This window comes from Veillonella fallax (assembly GCF_020687175.1).
Taxonomy (GTDB): domain Bacteria; phylum Bacillota; class Negativicutes; order Veillonellales; family Veillonellaceae; genus Veillonella; species Veillonella fallax.
The window spans coordinates 1-13,547 of record NZ_JAJEQD010000005.1 but is presented as its reverse complement, the minus strand read 5'-3'; the positions used below and the strand labels follow the sequence as shown (position 1 = coordinate 13,547).

At 37.5% G+C, this 13,547-nt stretch carries 12 protein-coding genes and 1 riboswitch; of the genes, 2 read left to right on the top strand and 10 right to left on the bottom strand.

Annotated features, from left to right (window positions below):
• The first annotated feature begins 85 nt into the window (after positions 1–85).
• Positions 86–835 carry a class I SAM-dependent methyltransferase gene (locus LKD20_RS03195; protein ID WP_227720900.1) on the top strand — a complete coding sequence of 250 codons (750 nt, stop codon included), beginning with the start codon at positions 86–88 and terminating at the stop codon, positions 833–835.
• 122 nt (positions 836–957) lie between these two features.
• Here LKD20_RS03195 and LKD20_RS03190 read toward each other — a convergent pair whose 3' ends face one another.
• From LKD20_RS03190 to ribD, 10 genes are all read right to left on the bottom strand, one after another.
• Positions 958–1,620 (bottom strand): hypothetical protein, encoded by a 663-nt coding sequence (locus tag LKD20_RS03190; protein ID WP_227720899.1) that lies wholly within the window; start codon positions 1,618–1,620, stop codon positions 958–960.
• 107 nt (positions 1,621–1,727) lie between these two features.
• The gene (locus LKD20_RS03185; RefSeq protein WP_227720898.1) at positions 1,728–3,017 is read right to left on the bottom strand and encodes an amidohydrolase; all 1,290 of its coding nucleotides are present in this window, start codon (positions 3,015–3,017) and stop codon (positions 1,728–1,730) included.
• 53 nt (positions 3,018–3,070) lie between these two features.
• Positions 3,071–4,315 (bottom strand): adenosylhomocysteinase, encoded by a 1,245-nt coding sequence (locus LKD20_RS03180; protein WP_227720897.1) that lies wholly within the window; start codon positions 4,313–4,315, stop codon positions 3,071–3,073.
• Positions 4,316–4,477: 162 nt separating this feature from the next.
• Positions 4,478–5,542: an S-methyl-5-thioribose-1-phosphate isomerase gene (gene mtnA, locus LKD20_RS03175; protein WP_227720896.1), complete on the bottom strand. Its 1,065-nt coding sequence runs from the start codon at positions 5,540–5,542 to the stop codon at positions 4,478–4,480.
• Between the two features lie 42 nt (positions 5,543–5,584).
• Positions 5,585–6,379, bottom strand: coding sequence for an S-methyl-5'-thioadenosine phosphorylase (mtnP, locus tag LKD20_RS03170; RefSeq protein WP_227720895.1), 795 nt, complete (start codon positions 6,377–6,379; stop codon positions 5,585–5,587).
• 107 nt (positions 6,380–6,486) lie between these two features.
• Positions 6,487–7,365, bottom strand: coding sequence for an Hsp33 family molecular chaperone HslO (gene hslO, locus LKD20_RS03165; RefSeq protein WP_105089207.1), 879 nt, complete (start codon positions 7,363–7,365; stop codon positions 6,487–6,489).
• A 194-nt stretch (positions 7,366–7,559) separates the two neighbouring features.
• The gene (gene ribH / locus LKD20_RS03160; protein WP_024064376.1) at positions 7,560–8,021 is read right to left on the bottom strand and encodes a 6,7-dimethyl-8-ribityllumazine synthase; all 462 of its coding nucleotides are present in this window, start codon (positions 8,019–8,021) and stop codon (positions 7,560–7,562) included.
• A gap of 71 nt (positions 8,022–8,092) precedes the next feature.
• Entirely contained in the window at positions 8,093–9,295 is a 1,203-nt protein-coding gene (locus tag LKD20_RS03155; protein WP_227720894.1) for a bifunctional 3,4-dihydroxy-2-butanone-4-phosphate synthase/GTP cyclohydrolase II, read from the bottom strand.
• A 16-nt stretch (positions 9,296–9,311) separates the two neighbouring features.
• On the bottom strand, positions 9,312–9,968 hold the full coding sequence (locus LKD20_RS03150; protein WP_227720893.1) for a riboflavin synthase: 657 nt from the start codon (positions 9,966–9,968) through the stop codon (positions 9,312–9,314).
• Complete coding sequence (gene ribD, locus LKD20_RS03145; RefSeq protein ID WP_227720892.1) at positions 9,949–11,163, bottom strand: bifunctional diaminohydroxyphosphoribosylaminopyrimidine deaminase/5-amino-6-(5-phosphoribosylamino)uracil reductase RibD; 1,215 nt, start codon at positions 11,161–11,163, stop codon at positions 9,949–9,951. The genes LKD20_RS03150 and ribD overlap by 20 nt, the downstream gene beginning before the upstream one ends.
• A 68-nt stretch (positions 11,164–11,231) precedes the next feature.
• Positions 11,232–11,347: riboswitch (FMN riboswitch) on the bottom strand.
• A 292-nt stretch (positions 11,348–11,639) separates the two neighbouring features.
• Here ribD and poxB point away from each other — a divergent pair.
• Positions 11,640–13,382: a ubiquinone-dependent pyruvate dehydrogenase gene (gene poxB, locus LKD20_RS03140; RefSeq protein ID WP_227720891.1), complete on the top strand. Its 1,743-nt coding sequence runs from the start codon at positions 11,640–11,642 to the stop codon at positions 13,380–13,382.
• Positions 13,383–13,547 lie beyond the last annotated feature (165 nt).

Below are 13,547 nucleotides of genomic sequence, written 5' to 3'. Positions count from 1 at the left end.
TATAGTATAAATGTGATTTTTGCTGTATAGTTTATTCATATTTTATGGTACTATAAAGACTATAGAATATGAGGAGAACTAACGTATGAACGATATTTTTGAACAGAACCATCCTATGAAGGATGATAAAGAATTTATTACATCCTATTGGACAGATCGAGCTCACGATTTTGGAACCTTACGAGCTAAAGAATTAGAGAGCCCTAAACTTAAATTATGGAGAGATGAACTAACGAGTCATATCTTTGATTCTGATCGCTCTTTACGTATACTAGACATTGGTTGTGGTGCAGGCTTCTTTAGTATTATCCTCTCTCAACTAGGACATACAGTGCACGGCATCGATATTACGCCTAATATGATAGACGAAGCAAATCAACTAGCAGAATCCCTTGATTGTGATGCTACCTTCTCCGTCATGGATGCTGAAAATCTCAGCTTTGACTCCAATACCTTTGATATCGTTGTAGCCCGCAATGTAACATGGAACTTACCACATCCAGATAAAGCCTATGCTGAATGGTTACGCATCATTCGTCCAGGCGGTTTAATCCTCAATTATGATGCGGAACATGCTCGCAATCACCATGACTTACCACAATCTGTTCATCATGCCCATGAACATGTAAGCAGTGAGTTAAAAGAGCGGTGCCATACTATTTATCATATGCTTGAAATTTCATCCTTTACACGCCCTCAATGGGATAAAGAAGTGCTCACAAAATTAGGTGCTAGCTCTGTCAATATTGACTCCACAGTAGGAACTCGTATTTACAGCGAAGAAGATGAATTTTATATCCCTGTACCAATGTTCTTGGTGAAAGTAATAAAATAGCATTCAAAGTAAAACATTACAAAATAAACCCACTCCAAATGATATATTCCTTTATTAAGTATCTAATATAGGAATATATCATACTATGAGTGGGTTTTCTTTTATTTATTATTTATTATTTATTATTTCTTATTGTCTTTAATGATAGAGTCATCAAATTTATAGGTTGTTATAAATTTTGTTTTAGGATTTGCTGCATTACCAATCTCTTCTAAATATTTATTAGAAGCTATTTGGAGATCTTTCTTATACGCATCGGCCAAGGTTTGTAAATTATTTGTATCGCTTACCCGTTTAAAGGTTTGATCCATAAATTTAATAGTATCTGTTTTTGAATCATAAACAAGATCAGTATTTGGTATGCCAGTAATATCCATCTTAATTGTATTTGAATTTGAGCTATCTGCGTTACCTACTATATCGTTAGCACTCATTACAAGTGTAAGTGCCGTAATATAATTTAGACGAGCTTCCTTTATATCCCCTACCATTTGAGTAGATTCAATAACAGGTCTCTTTTCAGGCGTCGTATATTGATAGTTATAAGCTTTCATATTTGCAGTATAAATCGTCTTACTATCATTTCGAGCGGTAAGATTCATCGTAAAAATAGGCGTGTCAACAGCGCTCACTACATTTTGAACGGTATAGCCTGAGTAAGCAATCCATTCTCCTTCAGGTCCTTTAGACTGAGAAGACCCACTATTACTACTACAACCAGCTAATATCAACAAACTAACTAAGGCAATACAAAGTGAAAGGTATTGAAGTATTCTTTTTAGCATAGCAGTACCTCGCATACAAACTTATATTATATAAATACAAACCTAACTAATACTACACTAGACAAGAAAAGGCTAATCAATTACAGCTATAATTTTTTACTAATATATTAGTTGCTGAAATACGCTTGAGCCTTAGTGATTTCTGCACGAAGTTTTTCTTCATCAATAGTAAGCAATTGTTTATCTTTCATAAGAACTTTACCACCTACAATTGTAGTATTTACATCAGAACTGTTAGCAGAGTATACAAGTGCCGCTAAATCATTGTAACGAGGCATCCAATGCATACCAGATACGTCATATAATACGATATCTGCACGATAGCCTTTTGCTAAAACGCCAAGATCTGTATAGCCTAAGGCTTTTGCACCTTCTACAGTGCCCATATTCCATGCTGCTTGTGCAGGAATGGCTTTAGGATCGTAGAGACGTGCTTTGTGTAAGGTAGCAGCAAGGCGTACTTCTTCGAGCATGTCCGCATTATTATTAGAAGCAGAACCGTCTGTACCGAGACCAACAGTAATACCTTTACCGATCATTTCAGGAACTGGTGCAATACCACTTGCTAATTTAAGGTTAGATTGTGGATTATGAGCAACAGCTACATTGTTTTCTGCCATAATATCCATATCTTCGTCTGTTACATGAACACAGTGTGCAGCTAATGTAGTATTCCAGAATAACCCTAAATCATGCATATGAGCAATTGGTGTCTTACCAGTAGCTTTTATAACATTCTCTACTTCCCCTTTTGTTTCGGACAAGTGCATATGAATGCCACAATTTAGTTCATGAGATAAGGCAATAACCTTTTCCATGTACGCATCTGGACAAGTATATGGTGCATGCGGTCCAAGTAATACCTTGATACGGTCATTATCAAAGCCATTCCATGTGCGGAATAAATCAGCATTTTCAACTAATGCTTGATCTGCTGTTGGGGATACACCTGCTAAGCCACGAGATAGTACGGCGCGAATACCAATTTCTTTTACTACCTCAGCAGTAGTATTCATAAAGAAATACATATCGCTAAAGGTTGTTGTACCAGAACGCAACATTTCAGCGATGCCAAGTTGTGTGCCATACCGTACATATTCATCGTTAAGCTTTGCCTCAGTAGGCCAAATAGCCGTTTCTAGCCAGTCCATGAGCTCAAGATCATCTGCATAGTTTCTAAATAAACCCATTGCAATGTGCGTATGTGTATTAATAAGACCTGGAGCAGCCAATTGGCCTTTTCCATCTAATACATCCTTAGCAGACTCTTTAGCCTTTTCTACTTCACTATTCTTTACAATAGCTGTAATAAAGCCATTTTCAATTTCAATGGCATGATTCTTGAGAACGCCCTCATTAGTTAAGACGTCTACATTGGTAATCAATAAATCAGACATAAGCTTCCTCATAGGTATAACCGAGCTAAAATAGCTCGGTTATATTTGGTTAATTAATTTACTTTTGTTAGGTAATCGATTTGTTCTTGTGTTAAAGAATCTAAGTCGTAACCCATGGAGTTCAATTTAAGTTTTGCAATTTCCGCATCTAATTCATGAGGCAATACATATACCTTAGGGTCCATATCTTTACCATTATGTAAAATATGTTCTGCTGCAAGGGCTTGCATAGCAAAGGATAAGTCCATAATTTCTGCAGGATGACCATCACCAGCTGCAAGGTTAACAAGACGACCTTCAGCTAATACGTAAAGTTTGCGACCATCTGCCATAGTATAGCCTTTGATGTTTTGACGAACACGTTCATGACTTATCGCAAGTTCTGTAAGATCAGCTACGTTAACTTCACAATCAAAGTGACCAGCATTACATAAGATAGCTTTATCTTTCATTACTTCATAATGTTCTTTCACAATTACATCTTTGCAACCTGTAACAGTACAGAAAATATCCCCTACTTTAGCAGCTTCAATCATAGGTAATACTTTGAAGCCATCAAATACAGCTTCAATAGCTTTAATTGGATCTACTTCTGTTACATATACATGAGCACCAAGGCCTTTTGCACGCATAGCAACGCCTTTACCGCACCAGCCATAACCAGCAACAACTACATTTTTACCTGTTACAGTTAAGTTTGTAGTACGCATGATACCATCCCAAACAGATTGACCTGTACCGTAACGGTTATCAAAGAGATATTTACAGTAAGAATCATTAACTGCAATCATAGGGAATGTCAATTGTTTTGCATTTTCTAATGCATAAAGACGATGTACACCTGTAGTAGTTTCTTCACTACCACCTAATAGGCGTTCTTTTGCATCTTGGCGAGTTGTGTGCAACAAATTTACCAAGTCGCCACCATCATCGATGATAATATGTGGTTTGTGATCAAGTGCCTTATTAAGGAAATGGAAGTATTCCTCTTCCGTACAATCATACCAAGCATATACAGTAAGGCCCATATCAACAAGACCTGCAGCTACATCATCTTGTGTAGATAATGGGTTGGAACCAGTTACGATAACATCGGCACCACCGCGTTTTAAAACAGTAGCTAAGTATGCTGTTTTTGCTTCCAAGTGAACACTTACAACAATTGTTTGACCTTTGAAAGTTTGTTCTGCTTCAAAGCGGTCACCCAATGTATTTAATGTAGGCATAAAGTTGGAAACCCAATCAATTTTCTTGCGGCCTTCTGCGGCTAAATTAATATCTTTAATTAAAGATTGCATAATATCTCCTTTTACTCATACAAGTAGATTAGATAAAAAATACATATGGTTAATCCACTTGGATTTATAGTTACTACATAATTTAGTTAGTATAGATACTTAATTATATAGATAATGTATGCGAAAAACCAAAAATGAAAATCTACAATATCAAATACTAGATTACTTAGATTCTACAATCTGACGTAGCTTATCAATAGATTCTTCATAGTTCGGTTTTAATACACCCTCTTCAGTAATGATGGCAGTTACCAATTCATGTGGTGTCACATCAAAGGCTGGATTAAGCACATCAATACCATTAGGCGCTGTTTGAACACCATGTAGAGATGTTACTTCATAATCGTCGCGCATCTCAATAGGAATATCAGCACCATTTTCAAGGGTAAAATCAAATGTGCTATATGGCGCTGCTACATAGAATGGAATGTTATGGAATTTAGCTAGTACTGCTACACCATAGGTACCAATTTTATTGGCTACATCCCCTTTTGTAGTGATGCGGTCAGCACCGACGATAACGGCATCAATGAGTCCATGTTGCATCGCATAGGCCGCCATATTATCAGTCTCAAGAGTAACAGGAATACCATCCTCATGCAGTTCAAAGGCAGTAAGACGAGCACCTTGTAATAATGGTCGTGTTTCATCAGCATACACGCGTTCCAACTGACCATTTTCATGTAATTTACGGACAACACCGAGTGCTGTTCCTAAACCGCCTGTAGCTAGTGCACCAGCATTACAATGAGTAAGAATACGAATATTCTTTTGTCCTTCAAATAATGTGGCCCCTGCTTCTGCCATACGGCGATTCAAAGATACATCTTCTTCATGAATTATAATAGCCTCTTTTGTAATGAGATCGACTACTTCACTCATAGAGGACATACTTTCAACATGCTCTTTTACAAGAGAAATAACACGATCTACGGCCCAAGCTAAGTTGATTGCGGTAGGACGAGTTTCCTTTAAAGTCTCACTAAATTCATATAAGCTTGTAAGTTGTTCACTAAACGGAACATCCAAACGGCCTGCTTCCATAGCAGCTAGAATAAGACCATAACTAGCAGCTACACCAATAGCAGGTGCGCCACGGACGCGAAGCATTTTAATAGCTTCGGCTACTTGGCGCCAATCTGTACAGTGAACGAATGTAATTTCAGTAGGCAATTTAGTTTGATCTAATAATACCAGCGTATCTTTACGCCATTCAATATTAATCATACCTTCTCCTTCGATGAACTATTGTATTTCATTATGAATGGATTATAGTTTAAAACCACCATATTCTTGCATGCGATTATGTGCGTCATAACGAGCATCTACATCGATTGCATCAATAGCACCTAAAATAAGAGATTTAAGTTGAGCTGCCATGTCGCCCATCATTTCTACCACTTCACCATGTGTCAAAGCAGATTCAGAAATACCTGCTGCATAGTTTGTAATCATAGAAATAGTAGCATATGCCATTTCAGCTTCATTCGCTAAATTTACTTCCGGTACATTTGTCATACCTACTGTATCACCACCGAGCATGTGGAACATTTTAATTTCTGCTGGTGTTTCAAAACGAGGACCTTCTGTACAAACATAGGTACCGCCATTATGAATTGTTAGGCCTTGTTCAGTACCTACCTTTTGAAGAATATCACGTAATTCAGGGCTGTAAGGATTTGTTACATCCAGATGTGCTACTGGACGGTCACCACCTTCATAGAATGTAGTGATGCGGTTCTTCGTGAAATCTAAGAATTGATCTGTCAAAACGAAATGACCAGGCTTGAAGTTTTCATTTAAGGAACCTACAGCTGTTGTAGAGATAATAAATGTAACGCCTAATTTTTTTAGACCCCAAATATTAGCACGATAGTTAATTTTATGTGGAGGAATTGTATGATCTTTGCCGTGACGAGCAACAAAGATTACCGTTTTCCCATGGTATGTACCTTGTACATAATCTATTTCACCATATGGTGTCATTAAGGATTCTTCATGAATATTTTCAAAGATGGATGGATCATAAACGCCAGTACCACCAATTACGCCAATTGCACTCATTGTGACCTCCTATTATTAATCACTCTATCTTTTATTTTCTCATAGAATAGAAAAACAGGCTATAGGAAAAACCTAGTAGCCTGTATTTTTCAACATATTATAAAGTTTTATTGAATTGGACCTTTAGGAGCAAACATATCTTGTAACTCTTCACGTGTGAAATGATATTTTTCATTACAATAGTGACAAACAAGCTCTGTTACTTCATCTTCTAGAATAGCCTCTTTATCTTCTTCTCTTAATGTCATGAGTACGGCACCAAAGCGATCGCGTCCACAACGACATTGGAAATGTATCGGTTCATTATATACTTCATTCACAGTTAAGCCATCAAGAACGCGTTCCATAAGACCTTTACCATCTGGATTTGCTTTTAAATATTCTGTAATTGGGCCTAATTCATTAATATTCTTTTCGACTTGGGCTAATGCTTCATCTGTAGCATCTGGTAAAGCTTGTACGATAAAACCGCCTGCCACAACAGTATGATAATCTGGATCTACCAATACACCTAAGCTAATAGTAGAAGGTACTTGCTCAGAAGCATATAAATAATAAGCCAAATCTTCTGCTACTTCACCACTTTGAATAGGACTTGTGGAGGTATAGTCTTGTGCTAATTGTGTAAAACGAGTTACTTGGACTTCACCATTATGGCCTACAGCAGCACCTACATCGAGCTTACCAGCTCGTTTTAAAGGTACATCTACATGTGGCTCATCCACATATCCACGAACTGTATTATCTGCAAAAGCATCTACGTGAACAACGCCTAGAGGACCATCACCTTTGATACGAAGACTTACATTTTCATGGTTTTTAAAGTCTCCAGCCAATAAAATAGCTCCTGTCATAGCACGACCTAAAGCAGCCGTTGCTACAGGCCACAAATCGTGACGTACGCGAGCCGTTTCAACGGTATCTGTTGTTACCGCTAAAGACATACGAACCCCTTCGCGAGTCGTAAAACGTTTTATATAATCCATTCTATCATTCCTTATTTCTAATTAATAAATCGTACACACATAATAGTGCTTTTATAGTATATCATGTCATAGAATTACTTTTCAATAATAGGGAATATATGTTCGTCTACACTAACTTCAAGTTAAAAGAACATATTTTCGATAATATAAAAACCCCCAGCATCATAAGATACTGAGTGTTTACTATGTAATTATTAGAATTGATCGATAAGATTAACCATTTCAATAGCGCCCATAGCACAGTCGTAACCCTTATTGCCAGCTTTAGTACCAGCACGTTCGATTGCTTGTTCAATGTTTTCAGTTGTTACTACACCGAACATAACAGGAATACCTGTTTCCAAAGAAACATGAGCAATACCTTTTGCCACTTCATTACATACATAGTCATAATGAGTTGTAGCACCGCGGATAACAGCACCAACACAAATAACTGCATCGAAGCGACCAGATGTAGCTGCTTTTTTAGCAATTAAAGGAATTTCATAAGCGCCTGGAACCCAGATTACTGTAATATCTTCTTCTTTTACATCGTGACGCAATAAGCAATCTTCAGCGCCACCAATTAATTTAGATGTTATGAACTCGTTAAAACGAGAGCCGATAATAGCAAATTTTTTACCAGAACCTAATAAGTTACCTTCTTGAACCTTCATTATGTTGACCTCCTATATTCCATTAAAGGAAATTCTTATGTCCGAATAATTTGTTAAATAAAACTAAATGATTAGTCTTCTAACATATGCCCCATTTTTTCTTCTTTTGTTTTCAAGTAGCCTGCATTGAATTTATTGGCTGCAATGATAAGCGGTACACGGCTAGTTACATCGATACCCCAATGTTCTAAACCATGGCGTTTTTCAGGATTATTCGTTAACAAGCGAATACTCTTAATACCTAAGAAACGAATAATTTGAGCTGCTAAGGAATATTCGCGCATATCTGCAGGGAAACCTAATTGTTCATTAGCCTCTACAGTATCTAAACCTTGCTCTTGTAAAGCATAGGCTTTAATTTTATTTGTTAAACCAATGCCACGGCCTTCTTGGCGCATATATACTACAACGCCTTTGCCTTCTTTTTCGATGGCACGTAACGCATGATCTAATTGCTCACCACAATCACAACGTTTAGAACCGAATACATCACCTGTTAAACATTCAGAGTGAATACGTACAAGAACATCGTCACAGTTTTGTACATTACCTTTAACGATAGCTAAATGTTCTTTATGATCTAAATCATTTTTAAATACAAAAATATTAAAGTCACCAAATTTAGTAGGTAGTTTAGAACAAGCACCGAGTTCTACCATATCTTCATGTTGTTTACGATACTCAATAAGTTCTGCTACAGATGCAATTTTAAGATTATGTTCTTTAGCAAATTGTAATAGATCTGGCAAACGAGCCATATCGCCATCGTCTTTTGTGATTTCACAAATAACAGCAGCCTCTTGTAAGCCTGCTAAGCGACAAAGGTCGATAGATGCTTCTGTATGGCCTTGGCGAACTAATACGCCACCCTCTTTATATACTAGAGGGAATACGTGACCAGGACGACGGAAGTCTTCTGGTTTAGCATTAGGATCTAATAATTTTTGAATTGTATACGCACGTTCTGCTGGAGATACGCCTGTTGTAGTATCTACATGGTCTACAGTAACAGTGAAAGCTGTTTCATGATTGTCTGTATTTTTAGCAACCATTGCAGGGATGCCAAGCTTTTCTAAGGCTTCACGACGCATTGGTGTACATACGATACCGCGCGCATATTTAACCATAAAGTTAATATTTTCTTGTGTAGCAAACTCTGCAGCAATGATAAGATCGCCTTCATTTTCACGGCTTTCATCATCAACGATAATAACAGGTTTACCAGCTTTAAGGTCTTGTAAGACCTCTTCAATTGAATGTAATTGTTCGCTCATAGGAACGCTCCTTACTTTATATAAATCCATTCTCTACTAAGAGGGATTGCATAGATTTCTTAGGTTTCTCTTTGGTAGGTTCACTACCAAGATTCATAAAATGACGAATGTATCGACCAGCGATATCCGTTTCTAAATTGACCTCCGTCCCAATATGGGCAGAACCTAGAATGGTTTCGCTCAAGGTGTGAGGAATGATCGATACGGAAAAACTGCTGTCCGTTCGTCGCATAATAGTGAGGCTAATACCATCGATAGTTATAGATCCCTTATAGATAACATAATCCATAACAGATTTTGGAGCCTCTATGGTAAAGATAATGGCATTATCCGTTTGTTCCCGGTTAATGATGCGGCCTGTACCATCTACGTGACCTGCCACAATATGACCACCAAATCTACCGTTAGCAAGCATAGCTCGCTCTAAATTGAGTGGTTGATGAACTTTCAAATTTGTGAAAGTAGTCATCTTAATTGATTCAGGCATTACATCGGCTGTAAATACGCCATTACCAATGGTAGTAGCTGTCAAACATACACCGTTAACAGCTACGGAGTCACCGATTTTTAAATCGCTAAAAATCTTATCCCCCCGAATTGTAATGGCTAAGGATTTAGGGCCCTTTTTAATGCTTTCTACACGGCCGATTTCTTCAACGATTCCCGTGAACATAAGCGCCCCTCCTTCCTTCACGATACGCTTCGATACGAATGTTATTATCTAATACTTTAGTTTTTGTAAAAGTTAACTGTGGAGAAGATTCTAAACTTTCAAAGCCACGACCACCTACAGCAGGTGTAGCCTCTGTTCCACCGATTATTGTATTACCAATATAAGTAACTACCTTATCAAAGTTCAATGTTTCTACAAATGAACTTATAATGGCAGAGCCACCTTCAACTAATAATGAAGTATAACCAAAATCGCCCAACTTCGTAAGAATATCATCAATAGATAGTTTTTTAATATCTATTACGATATCTGTACTTTTACTTTTACGAGTAGATACTGATTCAACAACAGTAACAAGAGCCCCTACTTGTTCCAGCGCCTGTATTCGTTCTTTAGGACAGCCTTTCGATACAAATATATGTACCTTGCGAGTATCTATTTCAAATATACGACTTGTTGTTGGTGTTCTACCTAGACTATCTAAGATGATTACATCAGGCTGATGAACATGAATCGTTTCATCAAGTATGCTTGTATCTAATAAAGTCTCTGATAATTCAGTATCAGTTAAACGACAGTTTAATTGAGGATTATCTGCCAAAATTGTACCGATGCCAACGAGCATGGCATCATGAGTAGCACGTAGTATATGTCCATCTCGTCGGGAGGACTCATTCGTAATCCATTGGGATTGACCAGTAAAAGTGGCAATCTTACCATCAAGGGACATAGCACTTTTAATAGTTACGAAAGGTTTACCTGTCTGTATATATGTAAAGAAATGCTCATTTAGTTCAGCACATTCCTCACTACATACGGGGCAAACAACCTCTATGCCTGCTTCACGGAGTAAATCCATACCCTTTCCCGATACTAGTGGATTAGGATCTGTACTACCTACAACGACCTTAGCTATGCCAGCCTCGATAATACGCAGCGCACAAGGTGGAGTTTTACCATAATGAGAGCATGGCTCTAAGGTTACATATAAAGTAGCACCTTTAGCATTATTACCAGCTTGGTTTAAGGCATGAACCTCAGCATGAGCCGTACCAGCCTTATGATGATAACCTTCACCGATTATTGTATTGTCTTTAACCACTACGGCACCAACCAAAGGATTTGGCGAGGTGTGACCTGTGGCTAATTTTGCCAGTGCAATGGCGCGTTTCATATATGCTACGTCATCCACCATATCACCTCAATAAAAAAAGGACTATATACATAGTCCTTGGGTAATCATAAATACGCACGTCAAATGTGCTTCGTCTTTTCTCATCCAGACTGTACTGTCGGTATCGGAATTACACCGATTCATACCTAAAAGGTTCGCGGACTATACCGCCGGTAAGGAATTTCACCTATCCCCAAAGACTCATCTATTTTGTTTCTGAATTAATAGTAACACTTTTATTAACGTTATGCAACAATAAGAGTTTTGTATTGAGAAATATTATTAAAACTAAAGAAGGAATAAAATATCTATTATTATAGTTCAATATATAATAGATTAAAAATTTATTAATCATAACAATATAAACATATATAAATTATGTATACATAAAATAGTAACATTTATCACATAATTGCACTACAAAGAGGTCTAATATAATATATATGGTTTTTACAATTATACTTAATTGATATTAGTTATTAAATATAGGTGATAATATGGCAAAAAAACGAATTTCTGATGTACTGATAGATGTCTTAGCCAATGCGGGCATCGAACGCATTTATGGTATCACTGGTGATAGTTTAAACTCTGTAAACGATAGTCTACGCCGCAATGGTAAGATTGCTTTTGAACATGTTCGACATGAAGAAACTGCAGCCTTTGCTGCAGGTGCAGAAGCAGCCTTAACTCATAAATTAACTGTATGTGCTGGTAGTTCTGGTCCTGGTAATTTACACTTGATCAACGGTTTATTCGATTGTCATCGCAATCGTGTTCCAGTATTGGCTATTGCGTCTCATATTCCGCAATCCGAAGTAGGCTTAAATTACTTCCAAGAAACACATCCAGAAAACTTATTCAAAGAATGTTCTTGTTTCTGTGAACTCGTTTCTAATCCAAAACAAATGCCGGAAATTCTATTCCGTGCTATGAATGCTGCTATTGGCAACCAAGATGTTGCTGTTATCGTCCTTCCTGGGGACGTAGCAGTTATGGAAATGGAAATCGACGAGTTACCTGTATGGAACCAACCTCGTTTACCTCATATCGTTCCACAACGCGATGATATCGAAGAAATGGCTGCTCATTTAGAAACAGGCAAACGAATTACCCTCTTCTGTGGTGCAGGCTGTGAAGGTGCACATGATGAGGTCGTAGAATTAGCAAAACGCTTACAAGCTCCTGTAGTACATGCCTTCAGAGGTAAAGAATGGGTTGAATGGGATAATCCATATGATGTAGGTATGACAGGTCTATTAGGCTATACATCTGGTTATCGTGCTATTGAACAATGCGACACACTCGTTATGCTTGGTACAGACTTCCCTTACCGTCCATTCTATCCGGAAAATGCAAAAGTAATCCAAGTTGATAGAGATCCTAGTGCATTAGGTCGTCGTGTTCCTCTTACACAAGGTATTATTGGTACTGTAAAAGACACATTGAAAGAATTATTATCTCTTGTAGGCCAACGGAGTGATACTGAGTTTATCGATACTGTACGTAAAGCATATACTAAATTTAGAGGCGATCTAGATAGCTATGCTGTATCTGAACCAGATGGTGTTGCAATTCATCCACAATATTTTGTTAATCGTTTGAATAAATTAGCTGCTGAAGACGCTATCTTTACCTTTGACGTAGGTACTCCAGTTATTTGGACTGCTCGTCACTTAAAAACAAATGGTAAACGCCGCATCTTGGGTTCCTATAACCATGGCTCCATGGCTAATGCTATGATGCATGCTATTGGAGCTCAAAATGCATGTCCAAACCGCCAAGTCATTTCCCTCTCCGGTGATGGTGGTTTCACAATGATGATGGGCGAAATGTTAACATTAAAACAACTTAACTTGCCAGTTAAAATCTTTGTATTCAACAACGAGGAACTTAGCTTCATCGCTATGGAAATGAAAGCTTCTGGCTACCTAGACTATGCTACAGACTTTGTAAATCCAGACTTTGGAAAACTTGCAGAAGCGGCTGGTATTAAAGGTGTGAGCATTCAAAATTCTAGTGAAGTAGACGAAAAAATTATGGAGGCTCTTAACCATAATGGTCCTGTTATCGTCAATGTTCACGTAGATAAACAAGAACTTGCTATGCCTCCAAAAATTGCTTACCAACAAGCAAAAGGCTTCAGTAAATACTTGATTAATGCAATCCTTGATGGCCGTGGTACAGAACTTAAAGAAATGGCCAAAACAAATTGGATGAAATATAAATCTCTATACTAAAATCTGCCAAATATTCAAACTCTGTCAAAATAAATAAACTGCAAAACTTTCAAAAAGAGGTGTCATCAAATGATGACACCTCTTTTTTGGCTTATAGGACAAAAAGTGTTGCTATTTCAGTCCCAAAGATTGGTAAATAGGCGATCATAATTATGTAAATCACTC

Coding starts and splice junctions, on each gene's coding strand:
- LKD20_RS03195 (WP_227720900.1), top strand. CDS start 86: ATGAACGATATTTTTGAACAGAACCATCCTATGAAGGATGATAAAGAA.
- LKD20_RS03190 (WP_227720899.1), bottom strand. CDS start 1,620: ATGCTAAAAAGAATACTTCAATACCTTTCACTTTGTATTGCCTTAGTT.
- LKD20_RS03185 (WP_227720898.1), bottom strand. CDS start 3,017: ATGTCTGATTTATTGATTACCAATGTAGACGTCTTAACTAATGAGGGC.
- LKD20_RS03180 (WP_227720897.1), bottom strand. CDS start 4,315: ATGCAATCTTTAATTAAAGATATTAATTTAGCCGCAGAAGGCCGCAAG.
- mtnA (WP_227720896.1), bottom strand. CDS start 5,542: ATGATTAATATTGAATGGCGTAAAGATACGCTGGTATTATTAGATCAA.
- mtnP (WP_227720895.1), bottom strand. CDS start 6,379: ATGAGTGCAATTGGCGTAATTGGTGGTACTGGCGTTTATGATCCATCC.
- hslO (WP_105089207.1), bottom strand. CDS start 7,365: ATGGATTATATAAAACGTTTTACGACTCGCGAAGGGGTTCGTATGTCT.
- ribH (WP_024064376.1), bottom strand. CDS start 8,021: ATGAAGGTTCAAGAAGGTAACTTATTAGGTTCTGGTAAAAAATTTGCT.
- LKD20_RS03155 (WP_227720894.1), bottom strand. CDS start 9,295: ATGAGCGAACAATTACATTCAATTGAAGAGGTCTTACAAGACCTTAAA.
- LKD20_RS03150 (WP_227720893.1), bottom strand. CDS start 9,968: ATGTTCACGGGAATCGTTGAAGAAATCGGCCGTGTAGAAAGCATTAAA.
- ribD (WP_227720892.1), bottom strand. CDS start 11,163: ATGGTGGATGACGTAGCATATATGAAACGCGCCATTGCACTGGCAAAA.
- poxB (WP_227720891.1), top strand. CDS start 11,640: ATGGCAAAAAAACGAATTTCTGATGTACTGATAGATGTCTTAGCCAAT.